This is a genomic window from Aliivibrio kagoshimensis (assembly GCF_050337105.1).
GTDB classification, from domain to species: Bacteria; Pseudomonadota; Gammaproteobacteria; order Enterobacterales; family Vibrionaceae; genus Aliivibrio_A; species Aliivibrio_A kagoshimensis.
The window spans coordinates 59806-86120 of sequence record NZ_JAKJSQ010000008.1 but is presented as its reverse complement, the minus strand read 5'-3'; the positions used below and the strand labels follow the sequence as shown (position 1 = coordinate 86120).

Genomic DNA, 26315 nt, shown 5'->3' with positions numbered 1-26315 from the left:
GGCTAGGTCATAGAGTGCTATGATTTTTTCGATTGTGAAGTATCGCTTCAACATCATGTCTTTGGAACCTCTTGTCCATAGGCAGTAATTTTTTTATCTATCTTTAAACCAAGAATTCGGTTAGAAGATGCCTCGATCCCCTGTCGACGCATCTTTTTTTTTGTCTGTCGATTATTCCTACCGTAGCATTTTTGTTACTTAATCATTAGGTTCAAGCAGTACTCTCTCCTCCGAAGATAGCCCTTTAGTGACACGCAATAAGCCACTGTCATCAACGGTGGTCTCAACCAATCTTGGCACTATACTGTTATCTGTTTTAATGAGTTTTACATACTGCAGTTGACCGATTCGATATACCGATGAAGCGGGGATGATCAACGCAGATTTTGTCCCTGTTTTGATAGCGACTTTGGCATAAGTGCCAGGGAAGAGTGGCTGTTTGTTACTTGCATCGATACTGAGCTTCACCACAATGCTTCTCGAGTTGGCATCAGATGATGGGTTAATTTCTGAAATATGTCCGGTCAGACGAATATCTTGTTCTGGAAGTGATACTGGCCAAGTTTGATTAAGCGCTAGTTGATGACGTTGACTGGCTGCTATATACGCCTGCATCACCATCGAGTCGGGATTGTACATGGCTAACATGTTTACACCCGGTGAGGCGATGTCCCCTTTATTCACATTCTTCTGAGTGATTAACCCATCGAATGGTGCAGCAATGATGCTGTATCCGTAAGTGGTGGTCGCTTCATCTAATGAGGCTTGCGCTTGTTTAAAGTTGGCTTTTGCAGATTGCAGGGTGCTCAGTGCACTGTCTAGTTTGGATTGTGCCACCAGTTTTTTACTGACCAACGATTGGGTTCGAGTGTACTCTTTTCGGGCAATATTAAGCTGAGCTTGAGCACTGGCAATGGCTTGCTCGTTTTGACGTACTCGTGCATTCAGATCCAGATTATCCAATCGAATTAAGATATCCCCCGCTTTTACCCTATCACCCACATCCACCAATACATCGGCGACTTGGGCAGTAATTCGGGCTGATAACGTCACTTTTTGATCGGCAATGATTGAACCCGTATAGGTTTGCCAAGCATCAATCACTTGCAAACTCACCTCTGCGGTAGGCTGTGATTGGTATGTGGGCGTCTGAGTTGGTAGTAGTGCCATATCCAATTTTTTTTCAAAACCGCCTGCCATCATGACAAACAGCAAACCTAATCCGATAAATGCTAAAGCGATAATGAGTTTATTTTTCATTGGTCCGACTCCTTTTGAACGGAAGTAACCGCAATGCCGTGCCCAGCTTGGTTAGCGTAAACTAAGTGATAGACCACTGGAATCACGACCAAGGTAAACACGGTTGAGGCAGTAATACCAAAGATGACCGCCCACGCGAGGCCATTAAATATTGGGTCTAAAGTGATGACGATATTTCCTAACAGGGTGGTTCCCGCAGTGAGCAATATAGGCCTCATTCTGACGGCACCGGCTTTGATGAGTGCGCTCTGCAAGGGTTCGCCGGCTTTGAGCGATTGGTGAATAAACTCAATCAGTACCAGTGAGTTTCGTACCACGATGCCTGCTAGCGCGATCATCCCGATCATGGCGGTGGCGGTAAACAGAGCGGGGTTGGGCATGCCATTTATTTGGGTGGTACCAATCATGTTGAGAATCCAGAAACCGGGCATAATTCCAATTACGGTCAGAGGAATGGCCAGCATGATAATACCAGAAACTGCAGGCAGGCCGGTTTGAAGTACCATAATGACAAAGACACCAAGCAGCGCTACCCCATAACCAATGCCGAGATCCCTAAATACATCGAGGGTAATCTTCCACTCGCCTTCTCCACTCCAATCAACAGAGATGTCGGTGTTGACAGCCCAGTGATCGCCACCACCATTATTAAAGTAGTGTCGACTGGCTAAGCTGTTGATGATTCCACCGTCTTGAATATCCGCTATGCTGTGTTGTTGATCCGTCATGATATCAGCCACAATTTCAGAAGGGACTCGGCCAACGGACTCACCGTACACATACACCACCGGTTTTAAGTTTTTTCGATAGATCGGCTGTTCAGAGTCTGCTCTTATAAATTGCCCCAGCTCTGAGAGTTGTACCATCGAACGTCCGGCATCAGTGACTTTGCCATTTTCGATGGTTTTGGTGATCCCTGGAGCGCCACGCACATACAGTTGGTTTAACTGATTAAGATTGTCTCTTTTGTGAGTGGGCAGGCGAATGATGATAGGGAGTGGATGCAGTTCATGGCTATCTTGTAAGTAACTGATGACCATGCCGCTGTTCGCTGCCAACAGTGTTTGATTGATGTCAGCGGTGGCAATGCCCGATAAAGCGGCTTTCTCTTGATCAACCACAAACTGCCAGGTATCAATCTGCCCTTGAATGGAACTATCAACTTCCGACACAAATGGTTCTCTTTTCATGCGTGTAGCAACTTGCTCTGCAGCCTGCTGGATTTCAATATAAGGGGTATGCGCACTGCCATATACCTCGGCGGTGAGTGTCGCAATAACTGGCGGTCCTGGTGGGGTTTCAACCAGTTGTATATCAGCTTGATGCTGGATAGCGATGACCTCTAGATCGTGGCGAATTCTCACCACCAATTCATGAGATTGCTGAGGTCGTTGATTTTTCTCCGCTAACACAACCCGAAGCTCCCCTTGATAGGCTTGGTCGCGCATGAAGTAGTGCCGTACCATACCGTTGAAGTCCATTGGTGAGGCAGTACCCGCAAAGCCTGAAACCGAGACTACTTCAGGCACTCGTTGCAGGTAATCACTAAAATCACTGAGCGCATTAGAGGTGAGTTCGAGATTACTCTGCTCAGGCATATTAACGATGATCTGAAACTCATTTTTATTATCATAAGGCAGCAGCTTTAACGGGACTAAACGAAGGGCTGGAAGTGACGCGGAGAGAGCGAATAGCACCGCAATAAGCAGTAAGAAAAGCTTACTGTTGCGTCGACTGTTAAGTAGGGGCGTAAGCAAACGATGATAAAAGCGATAAAACAGAGACTCCTCTATCTGGTAATGACCTTTATCATGAGCCGTTTTTAATATCTTTTTCGCCAGCCAAGGAGTGATCAGAAAGGCAACTGCCGTACTGAACACCACACTGACGGGCACGTTAAAAGCCAAGGGTGCCATATAAGGGCCCATCATGCCGGTGATGAAAAACATGGGCGTAAACACCACCACAATCGCTACGGTCGACATTAACAGTGCACTGCGGATCTCCGCCATGGCTAAAATAATCGCGTTCGACTTACTGAGTTCTTTGCGTTTTAAAAATCGCTCGATGTTATCGATGCTAGCGATGGGATCATCGACAATCAGGCCAAGGGCTAAAATCAGTGCAAATAGAGTGACTCGATTAATGGTGTAACCAAACGCTAAATCCATTGTTAAGGCTGCACCATAACTGATGGGAATGGCGATCCCGACCACTAAAGCGGAACGCCAATTAAGAAAGACGCCAATAAACACTACAACGGTAAGGATGGAAATACCCAAACTGGCGATCAGGTTGCCCACTTTCTCATTGGCGGTGTCACCATAGTTACGGATGATAGAGAGATTGACATGATCAGGAAACTGGTTGGAAGCCATCTGCTTGAGTTGAGCGACGGCGTCATCGGCAACCCAAACCGCATTACTGCCCTTTTTCTTTGCGATGGCAATAAATACTGCTGGGTAGGGTTCGCTGGTGCGTTGATCAAATTGACTGGCAGCAGGGCCCCATGTAAACCAAGTTTGGTTGGTTGCAGTATCGGCACCATCGGTCACCGTCGCAATGTCTTTTAGGTAGACGGGTTGGCCATTCACCACATTGATGACGCTGTTTTCAACCTGTTGGCTATTTTGAAAAAACTGACCACTCTCTAACTGAAAGCGCACCCCACTTTGATGAATGCTACCTAGCTGTTGATGCTGATTGGTCACCGAAAAAGCGTGTTGGATATCTTCTATGGTGGTCATTCGGCTGGCCATGGCTGCCGCATCGAGAGCAATATTGATGCTACGTGGGGTACCTCCAACCACGGTGACCGCGTTGGTATCATCAATAGCTTGCAGTTGATCCACCGCCTGTTCGGCAATTCGTCTAAGCGGCGCATTACCGGTTAATTCTGGTTTGGTGCTGTATAGAGCCGCAACCACCACCGCGACGTCATCAATTTCAACGGGTTTGATGATCCAGTGAGTGATGGAAGAGGGGATACGATCTTGATTGGAGTATATTTTGTTGTACAGTTTGACCAGTGATGCTTCTCTTGCTTCACCCACATAGAATCGAACCGTGACTTGGGCTGAGCCTTTAAATGAGGTGGAGTAGACATCTTCCACACCATCAATTTGGCTTAATAGCTTCTCAAGGGGCTGAGTGATTTGACTGTCTATCTGCGATGGGCTCAATCCCGGGGCCTGCACCAAAATATCAGCCATCGGAACAATGATTTGGGGATCTTCTTCTCGCGCTGTCATGGTCAGCGAAATCGCGCCGGCCAGAAGCAGAGTAAAGATTAAAATAGGAGGGAAGAAGCTATTGAGAAACTTCCCAACAATACCTGATTTAACGTCCATGATACTCCCTCCATATTGTTATTTTTTAATGGCTTGTCTCTTGAATGGCCACTAATTCTGGATTGCTGCGGTTGGTGAGTAAACTGCCTAACCAGATACCAATCAGCATAGTTGAAATAAACAGATAAATATGACTATTTCCACTAGATAATGAGGTCACAACCGGGCCGGGACAAAAACCGGCAATTCCCCAGCCGACACCAAAGAACAGTGATCCAGTGACGAGTCTGAGATCAATTTTGCTTTTTTTAGCAAGATGAAATTCTGAGTGACAAAGAGGTTGTTCTAACTTTTTGATGACTAAGAAGTAAAACGGCATAAAGACCATCACAGCCCCGCCCATGACAAAGAGTAAACTTGGGTCCCAATTGCCGGCAAGATCCAAGAAATTAAGTACATTCATTGGGTCAACCATGCCGGATATCATCATGCCAAAACCAAACAGTAACCCTGACACTAATGCAATAAATCGATTCATTACTAACCCTTAAACGTGAAATCGTAAATAGACAGTGAAAAAAGCAGCGGCCATAAAAATGATCGTCGCAATGATCGAGCGGCTAGAGAGCCGTCCCATGCCACAGATTCCGTGACCGCTGGTGCAACCGTTAGCTAGCTTAGTACCAATACCAACCAACAATCCTGCGATAGCGATCCAAATGGTTGAGGTTTGCGGTAAAGATTGCGGTAAAGAGAAACCAAATAAGGGGGCTAACATTCCAGCGGATATCATGCCAATCAGAAACAGGACTCTCCAAGAGATATCGGATTTTTTAGGCTGTAATAAGCCTGAGAGGATACCGCTAATACCAGCGATACGGCCGTTTACTAATAACAGTAAGGCAGCGGAAAGACCCAATAACACACCACCAAACAGTGCGGCCCAAGGTACTTCTGTGATCATCTCTTTACTCCAAGTGATTGTCGTCGTGACAGTAAATATGTTGTATTGCCGTAAGCAGTTGCGCCGTTTTTTTATCGCTCAGAGAGTAAAAGACACTCTGAGACTCTTTTCTAAAGGAGACCAATTTATGCTCTTTAAGAATACCTAAGTGTTGCGATAGCGCTGATTGACTTAAAGAGGAGTGACTTTTGAGGTCTTTGAGTGCTTGTTCACCATGAATAAGGTGGCACAACACCATCATACGTTCTGGGTGGGCGATCACTTTTAGCCAATCAACCACCTCTGCAGCTTTATCTTCAACCTTACTGGCATCAAAACGATTCGAATTCATCATAAGCCCTCCTATTGGTTTAATATTTTAATAATGAACACATGTTAAGTCAATGCTAAATTAGATTTAATTTTATTAGCATTAATTAAATTAGACAATTCTTAAGTAATAGCTTATAGTCATTTACACATTGATGAGAGAGGGATAAATGATGACTTTAGATAATGCGATCAGAGTTTTTGCCGGTGTGATGGTTTTACTGTCAGTAGGGTTAACCCACTGGGTTCACCCAAACTTCTTCTATTTCACACTGTTTATTGGGCTTAATTTGATTCAAAGTGCCTACACAGGGATCTGCCCAGCAGCTTGGGCATTTAAAAAACTAGGGTTTAAATAGGCAGCAATCTTGATCTCAATATGAGAGATCAGTTTGACGTTAATGCAAATTTTTTCAGCTTACTCTGTAGCGTGGTACGTGGAATGTTAAACTGTCTAGCGACTTTACTAATATTGCCATTACAGTGAGCCATGGCGTTAATCAACAACTGTTTCTCGTATTGATTTAAGTGTTCAGCAAGTGATTGTTCACTTTCACCGTCTCGTGAACTGTCTGTTGGAGAGTGATTGATTAGCGCTTGTGGGCTAGGGGGGTGTTCTGTATCTCTTAAATGAAGTTGATTCAATACATCATCTTTAGATTGTGAGCACATCAGCATGCTACGCAGTAGGGTGTTTTCTAACATACGGATATTGCCGGGCCATGAGTTGTTTTCTAGTGCTTTAATAAAATCAGGGGTGTAGCCTTTGATATTCGCGTTGAGCAGTGGATTATGTTTACGAATGAAACATTCCACTAAGTATGGGATATCGTCGAGACGATCCCTTAGTGGCGGCACCACCACCATACATACTCCAAGGCGATAAAAAAAATCGGCACGTAGCTGTTTTTTTTGAATGGCGATTTCAGGTTGTTCGTTCATCGCAGAGATATAACGAATACTTACTTTCTTTTCAACCTGTCCACCCAAAGGTCGAAAACAACCATCTTGAACAACCCGTAACAATTTACTTTGTACTTCGATGGGCATGGAGTTTATTTCATCAAGGAACAACACGCCCCCATCTGCTAGTTCTAATAACCCTTTTTTGTTCTCTGCACCACTAAATGCCCCCTTAACGGTACCAAACAAAGTGCTTTCAATTAAGGTTAGCGGAATAGCTGCGCAATTGAGGCTGACCATGGATTGGTTTTTTTGTGCGCTATGTAAATGAAGATAACGAGCAATGAGCTCTTTTCCTGTCCCAGTTTCACCAGCGATTAGTACGGGTAACTGAGTTTGGGCGAAACACATTACATCTTTAAGGACCCGTTTAAAGTGCTTATTATTGGTAACAATATGCAACTCTTGGCTGGCCTGATGGCTGGCTTCTTTCAGTGTCTCTGTTAGGTGGATGACCTGATCCGTTAGCTGACGTAAGTTACTGATATCGTGCACAACTTCCACGACAAACATCACTTCACCGTCAGGGCTCGCAATAGGGAAAGTGGAAGAGGTGAGAGTCATCACTTTGCCTGCGGCGGTTTGATAGCTTTGAGGCTTATTCCAAATGGCATTGCCACTTCGCAATACATTCAGCATTGAACTGCTGTTTCTTGTGAGACTAGGGAAGGCAGTTAATAGTTTACGGTTAATGATTTTACTTACGGGAGTATCATCGATTCTGGCGCTCACCTCGTTGTAAGCGACAATGGTTTCGCTAGCATCAATCACGATGCACGAGCTGTTTATGCTATCAAACACCACCATTAACTGGGTTAACCACGGCAGTAATTGCGAAGGTGAATGATCCATTACTCTTTCCTAGGTGCCGAAATATCATCACATTAAATCATGTAAATTAACTTATTTCCACCGTTTCATTAACAATAAGTTCACATTTTTCAATGGGTTTACATTCGGTGCTGAAAAATCATCAGTGACTAAATTTCGGCATTGCTATGGACGTCAATTGTTACGTATTTTATTTATAATATTGTTTTATAAGACTTTTTTTACTTGGCATGAAATTCGCTAAGTACAAGGAAGAACTTTTATATTGATTGTAGGAAGGAATCGTTATGTTCAAATACATTATTGCTCGCACACCCAGTAAATCGTTAGTTAATGGGATCTCTTCAGCCGATGAGGGAAAACCTAATTATGAAGTGGCTATGAAGCAGCATTTAGCTTATTTGGATGCACTGCGAGGTTGTGGTGTTGAGATACTGCTATTGCCTGCACTTGAAGAGTACCCTGATTCAGTATTTGTCGAAGACCCTGCATTGTGCACCAAACATTGCGGAATCGTGACTCGTCCAGGAGCAGATAGCCGACGGGGGGAGATTGACACTATTGAACCTGCGTTACGTCGATTCTATGGCGATAAGGTTGAACACATTGAGGCGCCTGGCACGCTTGATGCTGGGGATGTAATGATGGTTGACGATACCTTCTATATTGGTTTGTCAGAGCGTACTAATGTTCAGGGGGCTGAGCAGCTAGTTCAAATACTTAACAAGTATGGTCTAACTGGGCGCCTAGTGACAATGGAAAAAGTCCTGCATCTAAAAACCGGATTGGCCTACCTTGAAAATGGCAATTTATTAGCCGCGGGCGAGTTCGTAGATAAAGCCGAATTTGCTCATCTGAATATCATTGAGATCCCTGAAAGTGAAAGCTACGCGGCAAATTGTATATGGGTGAATGGCTCAGTGATCATGCCAAGTGGTTACCCCAATACGGAGAGTAAAATTAAAGAGCTTGGTTACAACGTCACTATAATCGACACGTCGGAATATAGAAAAGTCGATGGTGGAGTCAGTTGCATGTCATTGCGTTTCTAAACATGTGTTAAGGGGGCAATTATAAAAATCAAAGAGCAGCAAGTCATAGTAGAAGTGACTAATTTACATAAGTCTTTTAACCATGTTGAAGTGCTTAAAGGTATTGACCTAAAAGCTTGCCGTGGAGAGGTGATTGCTTTGATTGGCGGCAGTGGCTCAGGCAAATCAACGACATTGCGCTGTTTAAATCTTTTAGAAATCCCTCAATCGGTAGACAGGATGATGCTACTGGGTGAAGACGTTAAGTTTAAACCCGTTAAAGATGGTTCGTTAAGCGTAGTGGATATGAAACAACTGCGCTCATTGCGAACTAAGCTGGCGATGGTGTTTCAAGACTTTAACCTCTGGCCTCACCTGACACTAGAGCAAAATATTATGGAGGTTCCAGTGCATGTGCTTGGCCACTCTAAAGCTGATGCAAGAAGGAACGCTCATAAACTATTAGAGAGAGTGGGGTTAATCGACAAGCGGGATATGTATCCATCACTGTTATCCGGTGGGCAACAACAACGAGCGGCCATTGCGCGTGCTCTAGCTGTTGACCCTGAGGTAATGCTGTTTGATGAACCTACGTCTGCACTTGATCCCGAATTAGTGGGTGAAGTTCTCGCTGTGATGTCGGAGTTAGCTGATGAAGGGAGAACGATGATCATAGTGACACATGAAATGAAGTTTGCGGCAGAAGTTGCAGACAAAATTGTGTTTTTAGCAGAGGGGAAAATTGAAGAGCAAGGAACACCAGAGCAGATATTCAAATCACCAAAATCGGAACGACTTAAGCAATTTATTAAATCAATTTACTAATCCAAACAGGGTTCTTTTCAAGGATAGAATATTATGAAGATAGGTAAACTTTTATTTTTATCGTGCATTTTTAGTGGCACTCTTTTGTCTCAAGCGCAAGCTGAAACGGTACGTATCGGGATAGCGACAGAAGCCTACCCGCCATTTTCGGTTCCAAACTCTGCAGGGAACTATACAGGATGGGAGATCGATATTACCAACGCGATCTGTACTGAAGCCAATTTAAAGTGTGAGTTTGTGGCGACATCTTGGGATGGGATCATTCCCTCTTTGATAAGAGAAAAGATCGATGTTATTGCAGCATCGCTCTCTATAACTGATGAGAGAAGTAAAGTGATTGATTTTTCAGAGAAATATTATCAAACGGGGGCTAGCTTAGCGATAGCCAGCGGTAGTGATATTGCTGCTACTTCTAAGGGAGTGTCTGGCTTCAAAATTGGTGTTCAGTCAGGTTCAATACACCAATCTTACGCCTTAAAGCACTTTAAAGGGGCAACAATTAAAGAGTATCAAACTCAAGATGAAGCTAACCAAGATCTTTTCTCTGGAAGAGTTGATGCAACGTTAGCGGATGCGTTAGTGCTTGAAGGTTTTCTAAAAAGTAACGAAGGCAATCTGTGTTGTTCTTCGGCAGGATTGGTGAAGTACGATGAGATTCTGTTAGGAAAAGGAATTGGTTTTGGACTTAGGAAAGGAAACGATGAGCTAAAGACTCAGCTTAATTCAGCCATTAATGCGATAAGAAAGAGTGGGGAGTACGACAAAATCACTCAAAAATACTTTGAATTTAACATTTATGGAAACTAGAAATTAGCCCAATTCGTTGGGCTTTTTTTCAATGGAGAGTGAATGATCGACTATCAGAAAGCGAGCGCATTAGAGTTGTTGTCATTCTCCCCACCGGGTTGGGGGGGATATCTATGGGATGGATTACTGGTCTCTTTACAGGTGGCGGGATTGGGTTACTTGTTAGGGCTTGTTATCGGAATATTTGGTGCGAATGCAAGTAGAAGCAAACACTTGATGATCAAAGATTTGGTCATCATTTACACCACTGTAGTCCGCTCCATCCCTGAATTGGTACTGATTTTGTTGGTTTACTTTGCACTACCTGAATTAGTTAACCACTTAATTAGTTCACTGGGTATGGAGAAAATTGAAATTAATGGTTTTGTTGCAGGTGTCATTGTTATTGCAATTGTTCAAGGGGCCTATGCAACGGAAGTGATCAGAGGGGCAATTAATTCCATTCCAATGGGTCATATTGAAGCGGCGCAAAGTTTTGGAATGCATCCGTTTGTTATTTTCTACCGAATTATTATTCCTGAAATGTTACCAGGAGCGTTGCCTGGGATGTCAAACTTGTGGCTGATCGCCACCAAAGATACCGCGTTATTAGCAGTGGTTGGCTTTACTGAACTGACACTGGTAGCGCGGCAAGCAGCAGGGGCGACCAAAAGCTATTTTCTTTTTTTGTTCGCTGCAGGGATCCTATATTTGGTCGTGACTATCATTTCAGATCAAATGTTCAAATATGCCGAAAAGCGGCTAAATAAGGATGCGCGATATGGTTAATGGGTCTTTTTTTCAACCACACCGAATCGTGTTGATTATCTTCAGTGCAGTATTATGTGCCTTAGCGATAACTGGCCTTAATTGGCAATGGATAGATCACTATTGGAGCGACATATTTTCCGGATTATGGAGAACGATATTACTCTTGTTCAGCACAATAATTGCTGGTTTTATTTTTAGTGTTTTTTTAGGGTTGGCGCAAGTAAAGGGCCCTAAACCACTAGCAAGGTTGGCCCATGGCTTTTGCACTGTAATCCGAGGCACACCCATATTGCTTCAATTGTGGCTGTTGTATTATGGGCTTGGCTCTTTATTTCCATATATACCAGGAATACGTCAAAGCTGGTTATGGCCCTATCTAATTGAAGTTTGGCCATATGCATTTGTTGCTCTGACGCTTTCATTTGCAGGTTATGAGGGGGAAATAATGCGCGGAGCACTTAAAGGAGTGCCCAAAGGAGAGCTCGAAGCCGCCGTTTCTATGGGGATGTCTCCTTCTACCGTGTTTAGACGTATTTGGTTACCGAGAGCGATTCAACGCGTATTACCCACATTAAATGGTGAAATGATTCTGCAATTGAAAGCAACACCGTTAGTGGCAACGATCTCTTTTGTTGATGTGTACGCGGTTTTTGCGAGAATTCGTCAAGAGACATACATTATTTATGAACCTCTTATCATGGTGGCCCTCATTTACCTTACGATTGCTGGGCTGATCACATTAGGGTTTAGATACTTTGAGAATAAGAAAGCCATACAGGTGCGGTGACTCCGTGTTTTCGTATTTTTGAACGAAGTGGGCGTTTTAATGAGTGATTGATAGCTGATATCAATCACTTTTTTTGTGCTTACTACATTATTACTATCGGCTTGTGTATATTTCAAATCTCTATGAATGCACATTTCCAACAGAAATAAAGTGGACAACTTCATTAAGCTTATGCTAATTTAGTATTTATTATATTAGATTTTGCTTTATTTTATAATAGTAAGAATAAATGACTTTTCTCGGAGTAATACAATGACAAAAATTGTAATAGTAGGTGGCGTCGCGGGTGGCGCTTCAGCAGCAGCAAGAGCGCGTAGATTAAGTGAAGATGCTGAGATCATCATGTTTGAGCGGAGTCCATATGTCTCTTTTGCCAACTGTGGATTGCCATATCACATTGGAGGTGAAATCAAAGATCGCAGTAAGCTGCTGCTGCAAACTCCGGAAAGTTTTTTAAGTCGCTTTAATGTGGATGTACGGGTGCAGAGTGAAGTCGTGGGTATTGACCGTCAGAAGAAAACCGTCACGATACGTACCCTAGCTGACAACAGCGAATATGTTGAGAGTTACGATTTTCTGCTTTTAAGTCCAGGGGCTGGCCCTGTGGTTCCCCCCATTCCTGGCGTGGATAACCCATTGACTCATTCATTACGGAATATTCCTGATATGGATAAGATTCTACAATCCATTGCGCTGAATAAAGTGGAACATGCCACTGTGGTAGGCGGTGGATTTATTGGTTTAGAGATGATGGAAGCCTTTGTTCACCTCGGTATTAAAACCACTTTAATCGAGCTTTCTGACCAAGTGATGACACCTGTAGATAGAGAAATGGCAGGATTTGTTCATCATGAGATACGCGGTCAAGGGGTCGATCTTCGCCTTGGTGTCGCGCTTGAGTCAATCAAGTATACGGCGACTGACACCGTTGCTAGTATTGAGTCTGGTGAATCCATTGAGCATCAGCACCTAGCTGGCCACTTAGTATTGACGTTAAACAGTGGCGATACTCTTGATACTGATTTGCTTATCATGGCGATAGGGGTGAAACCCGAAACGACGTTAGCGGTTGATGCTGGCTTAGAGATTGGCGCATTAGGTGGAATCAAGACCAACGCCGCAATGCAGACCAGTGATCCAGCCATTTATGCGGTAGGTGATGCTATTGAAGAGCCTGATTTTGTTACTGGCGAACCCGCGCTAGTTCCTTTAGCTGGGCCGGCTAATCGTCAAGGACGAATGGCCGCAGACAACATGTTAGGACGTCAACAGACGTATCAAGGGACTCAAGGGACTGCGATCTGTAAAGTGTTTGATTTGGCTGTTGGCACCGTGGGGAAAAACGAAAAAAGTTTGCAGCGTGATGGCATCGATTATGAAAAAGTCTATGTCCACACTACTAGCCATGCCGGCTACTATCCGGGAGCTGAAATCGTCTCTTTTAAAATGCTGTACTCACCACAATCTGGAAAAATACTAGGAGCACAAGCGGTAGGAAAGGATGGTGTTGATAAACGAATTGACGTGATGGCCGTGGCCCAGCGTGCTGGTATGACAGTTGATCAGCTACAACACCTTGAGCTCAGTTATGCGCCGCCATATGGCAGTGCAAAAGATGTGATCAACCAAGCGGCGTTTGTTGCTAATAACTTAATGCAGGGTGATTCAACAGCGATTCACTTTGATGAGATCGATAACTTAAGTGAAAACCAACTGCTGCTCGATGTACGTAACCCTGGTGAGCTAAAAAATGGTTCCTTGCCGGGAGCAGTCAACATCCCCCTCGATCAGCTGCGTCAGCGGATGGATGAGCTGCCAAAAGAGAAAGAGATTGTGATTTACTGTCAAGTCGGCTTGCGCGGTAATGTGGCTTACCGTCAGTTAGTTAACCGCGGATATAAAGCCCGTAACTTGATTGGTGGGTATCGTACCTATACATTCGCTCAAGTATAAAGAATGGAACGATTTGGAGGGAGCGTTGCTTCTCTCCTACTCCTATTTTCTGGAGATCAGTATGCTGTACAAGCTTTGTATGAGAATCACCCTTAAGAGCGTACCTCCTTAGTTGTTTATACTTTGCTGAATTCAGGATAATCAATGTAGCCATGTTCATTACCTCCAAACAGAGTCGCGCCATTCAGATCAGCGAGTTTATAATCGTTCTCCAAGCGTGATACCAAATCTGGATTAGATACAAATGGTCGACCGAAGGCTACTAGGTCAGCGTATTGTTTGTTTAGCACTTCATCTGCGCGTTCTTGAGTGTAGCTACCAGCAACAATGATCGTGTTAGTGAAACGGTTTCGTAACGCAATGCGGAAGCTTTCAGGGATCATTGGCGCATCATCCCAATCCGCTTCTGATAAGTGCAGGTAAGCAATATCACGATCTTGTAGTTCTTTCGATGCTTCAAGGATTGTTGGAACGATATCTGGGCAATTCATATCTTTAAATGTAATGAACGGAGCAAGACGAACCCCCACTTTATCAGCACCAATTGCTTCGGTCACAGCATCAACAACTTTAAGAAGGAAGCGGATCCGGTTTTCACGAGTACCGCCATAGTTGTCAGTACGCTTGTTTGAGTTTGTACGTAGGAACTGATCGATAAGGTAGCCATTACCACCATGAATTTCTACCCCATTAAAACCAGCATCTACTGCGCGTTTTGCAGAGCATGCGAAGTCTTTAACTACGCGTTCGATATCGACCTGAGTCATCGCACGAGGTTGAATACAGTCAACCATGTTGCCGTTACCTTCTGCATCTGATATCCAAACTTGGGTTTCAACAGGAGCAAGAGCTGATGGTGCAATAGGTCGTTCACCTTTTTGGAAAGTGGGGTGAGAGACACGCCCGACATGCCATAGTTGACAGAATATTGCTGCGCCTTCTTTATGAGCCGCTTTTACAATTGGCTCCCAACCTTTTACTTGCTCATCAGTATAAACTCCAGGAGTAAACGAATATCCTTGAGAATCATCTGAGATTTGTGTTGCCTCTGTGATAATTAAACCAGCTGTCGCTCTTTGTTTATAGTATGTCGCCATCATATCATTTGGTATGTTGCCTGGTTGACTTGTGCGAGCGCGAGTCATTGGGGCCATTACTATGCGGTTTTGTAAATCCAAGTTTTTCAGGTTTGTTTTTTGGAATAATTTTCTCATAATATTCATCTTATTCTAGTTGTGTAACAATTTTTCTTTTGTTATCAATGGGTAAGAATCCAGTGGTAATTTTGCATGCCATCTGCATAGCCTATACGTGAACTTTTTTGTCTAGCCGCTTTTCTTTGTTTACGGTGGGTTACCTTTTTCATACTGTTATGTTTTGTTAATGGTGCCATTATATTCATCTGTTATATTTTAATAATTGGTAAATATATGAAATCATTATTCGGTTAATCTGAATAATAGGAGGGTGAGAGTGGATAAGTTTTCTGATATGGCAATGTTCGTGAGTATTGTGAAACACCGTGGTCTTGCAGCCGCTGGGCGTGACCTTGGTCTATCTCCTGCTACCGTGACAGCAAGACTTCAAGCGCTTGAAGAAAGGTACGGTGTGAAGCTTCTTAACCGGAGTACAAGGCATATGGCATTGACAGATTCTGGAGAACTTTATTACAACGCCTGTATTGAAATATTGGATACGGTAAGTGAAGCTGAGAACCTTATCCAGAATGGTGTGAAAGAGATTAAAGGCTCGTTAAAGATAGTCGCGCCAAAGGATATTGGTAAACAGTATATTCTTCCTATAGTGAATGAGTTCTTGGAACTGTACCCAGATGTCGTGCCATATCTATATTTAAATGATCACATCTCCCACATACCCGAATCCGGTATGGATATTGTAATTCGTTATGGAGAGCTTACTGATAGCAGTTTGATTTCACGACGACTATCACCAAGCCGACGAGTGCTATGTGCTTCGCCTAATTACTTGGCAAAGTATGGAACGCCATTAAAGCCACAAGACTTGGTTAATCATGACTGTCTAGTAATGCTAAGCAGCAATGAGGAGCTAAAGACATGGCATTTCCAGGGACAAGATCATAAGCACTCAATTACAGTTGTGCCTAAGCGATTCTCAGATGATGGCGAGGTCATTAGACGCTGGGCATTAGAGGGAGCAGGGATAGCACTTAAATCGGTCCTAGACGTGCAAGCTGATATTAATAACCGGCATCTTATTACTGTACTCAACGGGTATATGAAGAACTTCAATACATCGACGTCAGTATCGAGTGCCGATTTGAATGTTGTGTATATCAGTAAGAAGTACCAGCCAAAACGAATCCGGCTATTCTTAGATTTTCTTTTTGAAAGATTCAACGATTTAGTTGAAAAGTAAGAAAAATGGTAGGCAGTGCTTCTCTATCTACATGTAGAGTTTCTTGGTTTTTTATATCCTCATATTTAATGGAACCCAGTAGCAGCGAAGTGATACTATTTGCCTTTCATCAGATAAAAGGAACTGGTATGTCAGGCAGCAATCGTTCGGATATTAAAATTGGTTTAGAAGTGGATATTGTGCTTAAACAAGATCAACGCAGTGGTAAATTAACCAATGGCATTGTGAAAGACATTCTAACCAAATCACCGACTCACCCACACGGCATTAAGGTGCGTCTTGAGAGTGGTGATGTGGGCCGTGTAAAAGGAATTTATTAATGAGCACACTTAAGTATGTATTGATCGAGCCAAAAGTTGAGGCAACCGCAACGGTTATATGGCTTCATGGTCTGGGATCAAACGGTCATGATTTTGAAGGTGTTTTACCAGAACTTAATTTGCCAGAAGAGGCGCCAATTCGATTTATATTCCCACACTCTCCTTCAATTGCTATCACCATTAATGGGGGAGCAATTATGCCAGCGTGGTATGACATTATGTCGATGGGGTTAAAGCGTGAATTAAACGCGCAACAACTGTTGAGTTCTGCCAGACAAGTCTCTCTGCTTATTGATCAAGAGTGCGCAAAAGGCATTAGCAGCGATCGCATTATTTTGGCCGGCTTCTCTCAAGGAGGCGCAGTGGCTTATCAAACGGCGTTGAGTTATCCCAAACCTTTAGCAGGCTTGTTGACGTTATCGACCTATTTTCCAACGTCTCACTCTATTAAGTACTCAGAGGCTAACCGTGAGCTGCCGATAGAGGTGATGCACGGAGATTTTGATCCAGTTGTATTGCCAGAGATGGGTCAAGATGCGGTGAACGATCTTATCGCTGCCCATTTCAAACCGAATTGGTCTACTTATCCGATGGAACACAGTGTGTGTATGGAAGAGATTAAAGATATTGCGGTTTGGCTTAAAAAGACCCTCAATTTATAAGTGTGCTTATACAATTCGTAGAGTAAATCTTATTACAGCTAAGAGTTATCGTCATCGATGGTAACTCTTTTTTTATTCATTTCTTTCGAATAAATATTTCTAATTTAATTTTATCAAATAAATATGTCTTATCAAAATTGCGCATAGTAAATGTTGATCTAAATCTATTTAATTACCAGTAAATACGTAGGGTTGTAAATAATGTGTAGAACATAATAAAACTAATACTGACATTAAAATAAGTAATGATTAGTCGGTCATTTTTGCGACGTGACCGTGAAAGATCGATAGATTATCAGTGTTAGAATCACCGCGTTAATGTTTAGTAACCTATTTGTTCTTTACAACTTTATTTAATAACYAAGAGACATAATTATGTGGAATAGACTGAATCGATCCATGATGTTTTGCCAGATGATGTTTGGATTATCATTTTATGGTGTGATGGTGATTTTAACGAGATTCTTCCTAGAAGATCTTGGCTATAACGAAGCTGATACTATGATGGTAGTAGGTGCATTTTCATCAGTAGGACCGCTATTTGCAATCGCAGGTGGTTTTATGGTTGATAAATTCATCGGTGCTTACCGTGCGTTAACCATCGCCTTCCTAGGTTTTGGTGTTGGTTACGGCTTAATTGTATTTGGTGCTTCGACGCTGAATGTCGGAACCTGTTTAGCAGGTATCGCATTGGCAAGTTATTCAAGAGGTTTGATGTCACCATCTTACCCTGGTCTATTCAAACGTACTTTTAAAACGGATGAAGAGTTCCAAAATGGCTTCCCAATCAACTACTCAATCAACAACGTTGGGGCTCTTTTAGGTCAGTATCTTTTCCCACTGTTTGTTATGGTTATCGGTTTCAACGGTAGTTTCATGATTTCATCAGTAATGGCACTTCTTGCATTTGCTGTGATGTTCATTAGTAATAAGCCAATGATGGCAATTGTTGCTGAGATTGATAGAGAGCCTGTTACTGCATCAAACTGGATCAAGTTCTCTGTACTTTCTGTCGCTATGATTGCACTTGTATTCTACATGTTCTCAAACATGGATACTGGTAAATACATTGTCTACGCAATTGGTGCAGGTGCTGTTTTATACTTCATCAGTATCATGTTTAAATCAAGTAAAGCTGCTGCCCTAAAAATGGGTACTATCTTAATCATGATGTTCTTAACCGTGACATTCTTTGTGTACTACGGTCAGATGATGACATCGATGACGATGGTAACCATCAATACAATGCGCGGTGACTTGTTAGGTTTCATCCCACTTGCTCCAGAAGGATCAATGGCGATGAACCCACTATGGTGTATCGTTGCAGGTCCTGTCATTGCCGGTATCTTTAGTTCTCTAGAGAAGCGTAACATCTTCATCTCTACGGCAACTAAAATTGCTTATGCATTTGTTCTAACAGCTCTTGCATTTGGTACGCTAGCGTTTGCAGTCGTGAATGTTGGTCCTGATGCGATTATTCGTCCAGAAGTATTCCTTGTGGTTCATTTCTTCTACGCATTTGGCGAAGTAATTGTGGGTAGTTTGGTTATTGCCTTTATTCTTTCGGTAACACCTAAGCACATTGAAGCATTCTCAGTGAGCATGTTCTCAGTAGCGATGGCGTTGAGTGGCATCATTGGTGCGGTATTCTCAACCAATATTGCGCTAGAGAAAGGCCAAGTGATCAATCAAGAGATTGTCCAGAACCTATACGGCGACTACTTTACGCTGTTAACGATTCTTGCTGTTGTCATGGTTGGTGTAGCACTGGTTGCCTCTAAAATTATTACTACGATGCTTAATAAGAGTGAAGCTCTTGAGAAAAGCGATGCTGTTGAAGCGCAGATTCAAACGCAAAACTAATTTGCAATTGACACTGTTTTAACGAAATAAAGCCTCCCTTATGGAGGCTTTTTTATTGTGTGAACATTAAGCGTAAGGGGTATTGCAGTCAATCAGTTGTGAGGAAATATTGCCGCTTAATGGAAAAATAATAGGGTGGTTTCCCTCATCAATTTCCATTAGACATACCCGTTGGCACTTTTGGAACGGTGAATTAAAATCTAACCAGATAGGGCTCATGGTGTATGTATTAAATAAGAAATATGTTTTAGAGAGGTGCGCACTCACGTTTGTCCAAATTGTGTAGGAAGCGTGTTCACTATTTCTAACATCAGATGTCCCAAATATATCGCCAGTATTCGGTAAGAGTCAGTTGCATGTCGTAACTGGGTTGCTTTGTTGCAATACGGTATTGCTCATTATGAAAAATCGATACTTTACCAAGTCTTACCTCAATGATCGCTGAGTCACCAGTAGCATCTGAAAGAGTAAGATGAATCTTGGTCTTCATCTTAGAGCCATCCGGTACATCTTCCATCACCAAGTGTATTGAATTTGATTCATAATACTCTACGGCCTTAGACACATTTTCAAACATATCAAGAGTAAATTGTGCCCAACGTAGAATGCTCAGTTGCGGTGTTTCACTTAATGGACAGCTAATACCGTAACTGGCGTCAGTATCAAATAGGATGCGATCAGAAGAGAAACTACATAAGTTAGCATTGGAAGATTCCCTCACTAAGGTGAACAATCGGTTGGCGTTTAGAAGTGCCTTTGAGCCATTAGTGAACCAAAGAGCGACTCCACTCTATCTATTGATCATTGATGTCGACCACTTTAAACAAGTCAATGCCATTCGACAAACAATTGAACAGGCTATTTTTATCAGCCAAGATAAACGTATACCAGTCACTGTGAGTATTGGGCTATCTGAGTATCAACCTGGAATGACTCTGTCTGAACTGCTAAAAGAAGCAGATGATTACTTTTATGTTGCAAAGAAAAATGGACGAAATCGTCTTGTACATCAAACTAATAATGAATCGCCATTAACTTTAGTTAAATAAAAAARGACCAGCATATAATTGCTGGTCTTTATGTTTATGCGAGTTTTATTTACATTGCTGCAGCGAAGATTGCAGAGATCTCTTCATGGCTTGCTTGTTTAGGGTTAGTAAAACCACATGCATCTTTTAGTGCATTATCAGCAAGGACTGAGATGTCCTTTTCTTCAACATTTAATGCTTTAAGACCTGTAGGAATACCTACGTCTTTAGAAAGAACTTGGATTGCTTCTAACGCTGCATTTGCTCCCTCTTCAGCAGATAGCTCTGCAACATTCACACCCATTGCTTTAGCCACATCACGTAGACGTTCTGGGCAAACTTGCGCGTTATAACGCTGTACATGTGGAAGAAGAACGGCATTACAAACACCGTGTGGTAGATCGTAGAATCCACCTAACTGGTGCGCCATGGCGTGAACGTAACCTAGTGATGCATTATTAAATGCCATTCCAGCCATAAATTGTGCATACGCCATCTGCTCACGTGCTTCAATATTTTGACCATCTGAAACGGCAGTGCGAAGGTGTGCCTGAATCAATTCAATCGCTTTAATTGCAACGGCGTCGGTAATTGGCGTTGCTGCAATTGACACATAAGCTTCGATGGCATGAGTTAATGCATCCATACCTGTTGCCGCAGTTAGCGATGCGGGTTTAGCTAGCATCAGCTCTGGGTCATTGACTGAAATCAGTGGTGTTGTGTTTTTGTCTACAATCGCCATTTTGATGTGTCGAGACTCATCAGTGATGATACAAAAACGAGTCATTTCAGAAGCTGTGCCAGCGGTGGTGTTAATAGATATTAACGGTAATTGAGGTTTAGCAGATTGATCAACACCTTCGTAGTCAGCGATTTTTCCACCATTAGCAGCAACCAGAGCAATACCTTTGGCACAATCATGTGGAGACCCGCCACCCAGAGAGATAACACAGTCACAATTGTTCTCTTTAAGTAGCTCAAGACCAGCGACAACGTTGCCCGTTGTTGGATTAGGTTGTGTGCCATCAAATACTGCTGCAGCAATATCTCGCTCAGCAAGAAGATCGGTTAATTGCTTAACCATACCAATCTGTTTGATCACTGTATCCGTCACGATTAATGCTTTTTTAAAGCCGTGAGATTGGATAGCGTTCACAGCATCCGTTAAACATCCTGCGCCCATAAAATTTACTGTAGGGATAAAAAATGCAGTACTCATAACAATTTCTCCATAAAAATCAAAGTTAAATACGATAGGGGACTGGCCTTTTTATATAAATCAATCCACTGGCGTATGCAGCCTTAACCCTTAAGTGATACCACTTTACGATTAGTAGTAGTTAACTCCTTACTCACTGACAACAAATTGATCTCAAACAAATATGATGTAATAGAAAATAATTCTCAATATAAATGTGATATCGATCCATATAATTGACGTTATTTAGATATTTAGTCGTCATGAGTTCTGATACGTTCTATTTAAGCTGTGAACCTAGTTGTATGTGAAATATGGAGAGAAAATAGACAATGTTAGGCAATTTATTCATGGAAATAAGTAGGTTGAATATCTGATGACTTTACAATGAGTGATAGAGCAAAAAATAAAAAATGATGAGAGTCACATATTTATCAAGTTAACTTATTGATAGTAATTCATAAAATAAAATTTCATGTATAAGGGTAATATTCCCCAGTTAAATAGCCATCTCTGTTCGTTTGAAATAAAAAACAAAACTAAGATGAAAATGATGATGTTGAGTGCATGATTTTTGATGGCAGTTCTTGTAGTTCAGACAATCTTTACCATACTCGAATAGTTATTTTTTATCGTTTTACCCGTTTTGAGGCACTTCGGCTTCAATAATAGAGAGAATAGTCATCGGTGGGTTAGGAAAGATCTATGTTAAGCGCAACAGAAATATCAGTGGATGATAGACCAAATGAGGTGATCAGAGCCTTACAAGTTGAAAGTGAATCGAGTGATACCTGTTTAATGTATGAGTATTTCACCGATCTTTGTGCTGCTGATATTGAGCTTTCTCATACCGATAGTGTTTCGATGGCTTGTCAGCTGTTAATGAAAGAGAGTTACGATGTAGTACTGCTTGACCTTAATCTGCCAAATAGGGCTGGCTTGGAAGCACTACATACGATATTGCAATCGGCACCTGATATTGCCGTGGTGGTTATCAGTGACATTGACAGTGAAACCTTTGCGATTCAAACGTTAAAAGCAGGTGGTCAAGATTATATTGTTAAAGGGCAGTTTGATCACTACTCATTAAACAAAACCATTCGTTATGCACATGAACGGAAAAAAATTAAAGATCGTCTTACCTATCTTGCTCAATATGATCCGCTCACCAAACTGTTAAACCGTGAATCCTTTTTATCTCGTATGTCTGAAGCGGTAGATCGTTCCATTCGCAACGAAAATACACTTGCCGTCTTTTTTATCGATTTAGATGACTTTAAACAGGTTAATGATACGTACGGCCATGCAATGGGGGATGAATTGTTAACTCAAGTGGCGGAACGTTTTACCTTGAGTATTCGCAGAGAAGATACCATCGCGCGTTTAGCTGGGGATGAATTTGCCATTTTGGTTGAATCAGTTAACTCGACTGAGTCATCGAATGTAGTGTCTGAAAAGCTGTTTGAGTTGATGGAGATTCCTTTTCAACTTCCATCCGGAGAGTTGTATATCACTATAAGTGTGGGTATCACCTTATTTAATGGCAAAAAAGTGTCGATTGAAAATGCACTAAAACAAGCTGATGCCGCTATGTATAGGGCAAAAAAGGAGAGTGGTAATACCTATCACTATTATGACGACGAACTTGAAAGGAAGCTAAAGTTACGAAACTTATTAAAAGAGAATGTTTTACTCGCAATCCAAAACGAACAGCTGTTTATTGAATATCAGCCTCAAGTCGATAAAGAGAATCGATTGATTGGGGTGGAGTCACTTTTGCGTTGGAAAATTCCTAAGCTTGGCGTTATTTATCCCGCTTCTTTTATCCCTTTTTTAGAAGATACAGGCAGTATTGTTCCGTGCGGGGAGTGGGCGTTAAGAAAGTCATGTCAGCAAGTAAAAATCTGGTATGACTCAGGTGTGGTACCTGCTGATTTTATTCTAAATGTGAATGTATCAGCTAAACAAGTAAGGTGTTCTGACTTTTTTACTACGGTGAAAACGATAGTAGCCGAGACCAGTTTTCCAGTGGATAACCTTGTCTTAGAGATAACAGAGGTCACTTTGATGGAAGAGCACAAATGGAGTATTGAGACCTTAAGAAAACTGGTGGAATTAGGCGTCTCTATTACCATTGATGATTTTGGTTTAGGTCGCTCGTCATTGAGTTATTTGGCAACATTTCCATTTAGTACGATGAAAGTTGATCGCTCGTTTATGGCACATTTTCCACAAGATCATGACACGGTGGTATTGATCAAAACCTTGATTGGTTTGGCGAAGAGTCTGGATAAACAATTAATCGTAGAGGGTGTCGAAAGCCAGCTGCAACGAGATCTTTTACTCGAGTTAGGCTGCGAAAAATTTCAAGGGTTTCTGTTCTCGAAACCGCAACCAATCGACCATATCCAAGATATTTTCAAGCACTTTGAGCCAGAAATTCCTACGAATAAAGTCGTGCATTTACCGTCATATTAAGTGACATTGTGGTAGTCTCTGGGAATAATTGTTATTGATGTGGTAGGTAGATGTACGAGTTCAAGATAGTGGCCTTTTCTGATGAGATGTCCCAGATAAAAAAAGTAAGGCATACGGTTTTCACTCAAGAACAGGGTGTGGACGGTGCAATAGATTTCGACGGGCAAGACAAGCTGGCCATTCACATTCTGGCACTGAAAGCTGAGCAAGTAGTAGGTACAGGACGAATGCTTGAGGATGGGCATATTGGGCGAATCGCTATTTTGAAGAGTGCTCGAGGTGAAGGGCTGGGTGCTAAAGTGGTTCAAGGTTTGGTAGATGAAGCCCAAAAATTAGATTTCACTAAGGTCTACTTAGGGTCTCAACTTCACGCTGTTGATTTCTATCGAAAGCTAGGCTTTTCTCCTTATGGTGAAGAGTACATTGAAGCGGATATTCGCCATGTTTCCATGCAAAAGCGACTACCATAAGATGGATTATCATGAGTAATCATCATCAAATGGGGCTATTTGACGAGGTGTTGGATGAGCCAATTAATATTTTGCCAAAGGATGGCTGTGTTAATTACTACGGACAGTTGATTAAAGCAACCGATGCGAAACATTATTTTGAGAGGTTATTGGATAGCATTAAATGGCGACACGATGAAGCTATCATCTATGGCAAACACATTATTACCAAACGAAAGGTCGCGTGGTATGGCGATCAAGCATTTGATTACACCTACTCAAATACCACTAAATCAGCATTGGCTTGGACCCATGAACTACTGGAGCTAAAGGCCTTAGTTGAGTCAGCTACCGGCGAGCTATTCAACTCATGTCTATTGAACTTATACCATGATGGTAGTGAGGGAATGGCCTGGCACAGTGATGCCGAAACTGCTTTGAAAAAGAATGGAGCTATCGCATCATTAAGTTTCGGCGCACAACGCAAGTTTGCTTTTAAGCATAAAAACAGTGGAGAGGTTGTCTCTTTGCCATTAGCACCAGGTAGCTTGTTAGTGATGAAAGAAGAAACTCAAACTCACTGGTTACATCGATTGCCACCAACGGCCACTGTCTCAACACCAAGGGTCAACTTAACGTTTAGAACCATTAGTTAGGTAACCCAATTTACTTATGGGCTTTTTGGTACTCTTTGCCCCAAGAGCAGAGGAGATCCAAGGCCGGATTTAACTGCTCAGCCAACTCTGTTGAGGTGTATTCAACTCGAGGTGGCACTTCTGCATAAATGACTCGACTAACTAATTTATCCTCCTCCAAAGCCCGTAACTGTTGAGTAAGGGTTTTTTGCGTTATTTTTGGGATTCTATTTTTTAACTCCCCAAAGCGTAATGTTTTACCGCGCAGCTGATAAAGAATAATGACCTTCCACTTTCCGCCAATGACATCGATGGCAGTGGCGACGGGACACGCCAACATATCAGTACCTATTTCTACTTTACATGAAGCTGGAAATTTTTTTTCAGCCGTTGAAGCCTCTGAATTCGCCATTAGGCACCTCTAGGAAACTAAATGTCTTTTTTGTGCGTACTTGTTTATCGCTTTGCACATATCTATAGTTACCAAAGTATACTAACTACCAATAAGATACAAATAATAGTTAGTGAATTGAGTCATCACCAAAGGAAGGACCAAGATGTCAGATAAAACCATAGAATTGATCAGCTTCAACCTGTGCCCATTTGTACAGCGCTCGGTGATAACGTTAAAGAAAAAAGGGATTGATTTTAAAATCACCTATATCGATCTTGCGGATAAGCCAGATTGGTTCTTGGCTATCTCACCATTAGGGAAAGTACCCGTGGTAAAATATGATAATGAAGTGTTGTTTGAATCTGCTGTGATTAATGAATTCATTGATGAAATTACGCCAAATCAAATCATGCCCTTAGATCCTTTGCAAAAAGCCAAAGATCGCGGTTGGATTGAGTTCTCTAGCCAAATCATCATGAATCAATACATGATGACAGTAGCGAAAAATGAAGAAGACTTTACCAGCCAAAAGAAGGCGATGATTGATAAACTTATTCGCTTAGAGGGTACTGTACAAGAAGGTGGTTTCTTTAATGGTAACGAGTTTTCATTAATCGACGCTGCAGTGGCCCCTATGTTTACTCGCTTGGAAGTGATCAAAAAACACTTCGTTCATGACTTGTTAATTGGCTTACCAAAACTACAAGCATTGTCTGACAATTTGGTGAGTCAACCGTACGTTACATCATCGGTTATTGAAGATTTTGAATCTGTATTTGTAAACTATTTGAAAGGAAGTGACAGCTATTTAGTGGCGTAGAAAAAAGTCCTATTTGATGAGAGCGATTACGCTGCCATTAAATAGGACTCTCTTCCTAGATGTTTCTCTTTTCTCTTGAAAGCACCCTTGCCTTTTCTTGCTTTTACCACCTGAGTTTTATACACCTTCGAAGTGACTAATGCTTTCAAAAAGTTGTCGTTTATGGTGCCTCTTCCAATGTCCGTTTGCGCAGAAGTTGTCTGCACAGATGAAGGACTCAGGTGTTTTTTCTTTTTACTCATCTTGTTGTACCTCTCATTGATTAAGAGGCTATTGTAGCTCATGCAAGCTCATTATTTAA

General features: G+C 42.1%; 27 protein-coding genes. 16 read left to right on the top strand and 11 right to left on the bottom strand.

Annotation, left to right across the window (positions count from 1 at the left end; genetic code table 11):
* Nucleotides 1-198: 198 nt before the first annotated feature.
* From L4C32_RS04930 to L4C32_RS04910, 5 genes are read right to left on the bottom strand one after another with little or no spacing between them, the layout of a single operon-like run.
* Nucleotides 199-1260 carry an efflux RND transporter periplasmic adaptor subunit gene (locus L4C32_RS04930; RefSeq protein ID WP_428195742.1) on the bottom strand — a complete coding sequence of 354 codons (1062 nt, stop codon included), beginning with the start codon at nt 1258-1260 and terminating at the stop codon, nt 199-201.
* Nucleotides 1257-4610 carry an efflux RND transporter permease subunit gene (locus L4C32_RS04925; RefSeq protein WP_428195741.1) on the bottom strand — a complete coding sequence of 1118 codons (3354 nt, stop codon included), beginning with the start codon at nt 4608-4610 and terminating at the stop codon, nt 1257-1259. The genes L4C32_RS04930 and L4C32_RS04925 overlap by 4 nt, the downstream gene beginning before the upstream one ends.
* A 25-nt stretch (nt 4611-4635) precedes the next feature.
* A complete protein-coding gene (locus tag L4C32_RS04920; RefSeq protein WP_428195740.1) occupies nt 4636-5088 on the bottom strand; it encodes a DUF6691 family protein in 453 nt (150 codons plus the stop codon).
* A gap of 9 nt (nt 5089-5097) precedes the next feature.
* Nucleotides 5098-5514 carry a YeeE/YedE family protein gene (locus L4C32_RS04915; protein ID WP_428195739.1) on the bottom strand — a complete coding sequence of 139 codons (417 nt, stop codon included), beginning with the start codon at nt 5512-5514 and terminating at the stop codon, nt 5098-5100.
* Nucleotides 5515-5518: 4 nt separating this feature from the next.
* On the bottom strand, nt 5519-5848 hold the full coding sequence (locus L4C32_RS04910; protein ID WP_428195738.1) for an ArsR/SmtB family transcription factor: 330 nt from the start codon (nt 5846-5848) through the stop codon (nt 5519-5521).
* 148 nt (nt 5849-5996) lie between these two features.
* Between L4C32_RS04910 and L4C32_RS04905 the strand changes: the two genes are divergently transcribed.
* Complete coding sequence (locus L4C32_RS04905) at nt 5997-6182, top strand: YgaP family membrane protein (RefSeq protein ID WP_428195745.1); 186 nt, start codon at nt 5997-5999, stop codon at nt 6180-6182.
* Between the two features lie 28 nt (nt 6183-6210).
* Here the strand turns inward: L4C32_RS04905 and L4C32_RS04900 are convergent, their stop codons facing one another.
* Nucleotides 6211-7638, bottom strand: a complete 1428-nt coding sequence (locus tag L4C32_RS04900) for a sigma-54 interaction domain-containing protein (protein WP_428195737.1) — start codon at nt 7636-7638, stop codon at nt 6211-6213.
* 266 nt (nt 7639-7904) lie between these two features.
* Here L4C32_RS04900 and ddaH point away from each other — a divergent pair, with 266 nt between their 5' ends.
* From ddaH to L4C32_RS04870, 6 genes are all read left to right on the top strand, one after another.
* Entirely contained in the window at nt 7905-8669 is a 765-nt protein-coding gene (gene ddaH / locus L4C32_RS04895) for a dimethylargininase (RefSeq protein WP_428195736.1), read from the top strand.
* Nucleotides 8670-8714: 45 nt separating this feature from the next.
* Nucleotides 8715-9473: an ABC transporter ATP-binding protein gene (locus tag L4C32_RS04890; RefSeq protein ID WP_428195744.1), complete on the top strand. Its 759-nt coding sequence runs from the start codon at nt 8715-8717 to the stop codon at nt 9471-9473.
* A 33-nt stretch (nt 9474-9506) separates the two neighbouring features.
* Entirely contained in the window at nt 9507-10280 is a 774-nt protein-coding gene (locus L4C32_RS04885; protein WP_428195735.1) for a transporter substrate-binding domain-containing protein, read from the top strand.
* A 42-nt stretch (nt 10281-10322) separates the two neighbouring features.
* Nucleotides 10323-11048 carry an ABC transporter permease gene (locus tag L4C32_RS04880; RefSeq protein ID WP_428195734.1) on the top strand — a complete coding sequence of 242 codons (726 nt, stop codon included), beginning with the start codon at nt 10323-10325 and terminating at the stop codon, nt 11046-11048.
* A complete protein-coding gene (locus tag L4C32_RS04875) occupies nt 11032-11817 on the top strand; it encodes an ABC transporter permease (protein ID WP_428195733.1) in 786 nt (261 codons plus the stop codon). Before L4C32_RS04880 ends, L4C32_RS04875 begins: the two co-directional genes overlap by 17 nt.
* 252 nt (nt 11818-12069) lie before the next feature.
* Nucleotides 12070-13770: an FAD-dependent oxidoreductase gene (locus L4C32_RS04870; protein ID WP_428195732.1), complete on the top strand. Its 1701-nt coding sequence runs from the start codon at nt 12070-12072 to the stop codon at nt 13768-13770.
* Between the two features lie 116 nt (nt 13771-13886).
* On the opposite strand, the gene L4C32_RS04865 is transcribed toward L4C32_RS04870, so the two are convergent.
* Nucleotides 13887-14984, bottom strand: coding sequence for an alkene reductase (locus tag L4C32_RS04865; protein WP_428195731.1), 1098 nt, complete (start codon nt 14982-14984; stop codon nt 13887-13889).
* Between the two features lie 259 nt (nt 14985-15243).
* On the opposite strand from L4C32_RS04865, the gene L4C32_RS04860 reads away from it, so the two are divergent.
* The 4 genes from L4C32_RS04860 (at nt 15244) to L4C32_RS04845 (ending at nt 19012) form a co-directional block, all read left to right on the top strand.
* Nucleotides 15244-16167, top strand: a complete 924-nt coding sequence (locus L4C32_RS04860) for a LysR family transcriptional regulator (RefSeq protein WP_428195730.1) — start codon at nt 15244-15246, stop codon at nt 16165-16167.
* Nucleotides 16168-16295: 128 nt separating this feature from the next.
* The gene (locus L4C32_RS04855) at nt 16296-16487 is read left to right on the top strand and encodes a YwbE family protein (RefSeq protein WP_428195729.1); all 192 of its coding nucleotides are present in this window, start codon (nt 16296-16298) and stop codon (nt 16485-16487) included.
* The gene (locus tag L4C32_RS04850) at nt 16487-17149 is read left to right on the top strand and encodes an alpha/beta hydrolase (protein WP_428195728.1); all 663 of its coding nucleotides are present in this window, start codon (nt 16487-16489) and stop codon (nt 17147-17149) included. Before L4C32_RS04855 ends, L4C32_RS04850 begins: the two co-directional genes overlap by 1 nt.
* Nucleotides 17150-17524: 375 nt before the next feature.
* Nucleotides 17525-19012, top strand: coding sequence for an MFS transporter (locus L4C32_RS04845; protein WP_428195727.1), 1488 nt, complete (start codon nt 17525-17527; stop codon nt 19010-19012).
* A 310-nt stretch (nt 19013-19322) separates the two neighbouring features.
* On the opposite strand, the gene L4C32_RS04840 is transcribed toward L4C32_RS04845, so the two are convergent.
* On the bottom strand, nt 19323-19733 hold the full coding sequence (locus L4C32_RS04840) for a linear amide C-N hydrolase (RefSeq protein ID WP_428195726.1): 411 nt from the start codon (nt 19731-19733) through the stop codon (nt 19323-19325).
* Nucleotides 19734-19749: 16 nt separating this feature from the next.
* Between L4C32_RS04840 and L4C32_RS04835 the strand changes: the two genes are divergently transcribed.
* Complete coding sequence (locus L4C32_RS04835; RefSeq protein WP_428195725.1) at nt 19750-20061, top strand: diguanylate cyclase domain-containing protein; 312 nt, start codon at nt 19750-19752, stop codon at nt 20059-20061.
* A 49-nt stretch (nt 20062-20110) separates the two neighbouring features.
* On the opposite strand, the gene yiaY is transcribed toward L4C32_RS04835, so the two are convergent.
* On the bottom strand, nt 20111-21259 hold the full coding sequence (gene yiaY, locus L4C32_RS04830; protein WP_428195724.1) for an L-threonine dehydrogenase: 1149 nt from the start codon (nt 21257-21259) through the stop codon (nt 20111-20113).
* Nucleotides 21260-21943: 684 nt separating this feature from the next.
* On the opposite strand from yiaY, the gene L4C32_RS04825 reads away from it, so the two are divergent.
* From L4C32_RS04825 to L4C32_RS04815, 3 genes are read left to right on the top strand one after another with little or no spacing between them, the layout of a single operon-like run.
* Entirely contained in the window at nt 21944-23716 is a 1773-nt protein-coding gene (locus L4C32_RS04825) for a putative bifunctional diguanylate cyclase/phosphodiesterase (RefSeq protein WP_428195723.1), read from the top strand.
* A 50-nt stretch (nt 23717-23766) separates the two neighbouring features.
* A complete protein-coding gene (locus L4C32_RS04820) occupies nt 23767-24186 on the top strand; it encodes a GNAT family N-acetyltransferase (RefSeq protein ID WP_428195722.1) in 420 nt (139 codons plus the stop codon).
* A gap of 11 nt (nt 24187-24197) precedes the next feature.
* Nucleotides 24198-24821 (top strand): alpha-ketoglutarate-dependent dioxygenase AlkB family protein, encoded by a 624-nt coding sequence (locus L4C32_RS04815; protein WP_428195721.1) that lies wholly within the window; start codon nt 24198-24200, stop codon nt 24819-24821.
* Nucleotides 24822-24831: 10 nt separating this feature from the next.
* Here L4C32_RS04815 and L4C32_RS04810 read toward each other — a convergent pair whose 3' ends face one another.
* Nucleotides 24832-25212, bottom strand: a complete 381-nt coding sequence (locus L4C32_RS04810) for a winged helix-turn-helix transcriptional regulator (protein WP_428195720.1) — start codon at nt 25210-25212, stop codon at nt 24832-24834.
* Between the two features lie 145 nt (nt 25213-25357).
* Between L4C32_RS04810 and L4C32_RS04805 the strand changes: the two genes are divergently transcribed.
* Nucleotides 25358-26014 carry a glutathione S-transferase family protein gene (locus L4C32_RS04805; RefSeq protein WP_428195719.1) on the top strand — a complete coding sequence of 219 codons (657 nt, stop codon included), beginning with the start codon at nt 25358-25360 and terminating at the stop codon, nt 26012-26014.
* Between the two features lie 26 nt (nt 26015-26040).
* On the opposite strand, the gene L4C32_RS04800 is transcribed toward L4C32_RS04805, so the two are convergent.
* On the bottom strand, nt 26041-26256 hold the full coding sequence (locus tag L4C32_RS04800) for a ribosome alternative rescue factor ArfA (RefSeq protein WP_428195718.1): 216 nt from the start codon (nt 26254-26256) through the stop codon (nt 26041-26043).
* Between the last annotated feature and the right edge of the window lie 59 nt (nt 26257-26315).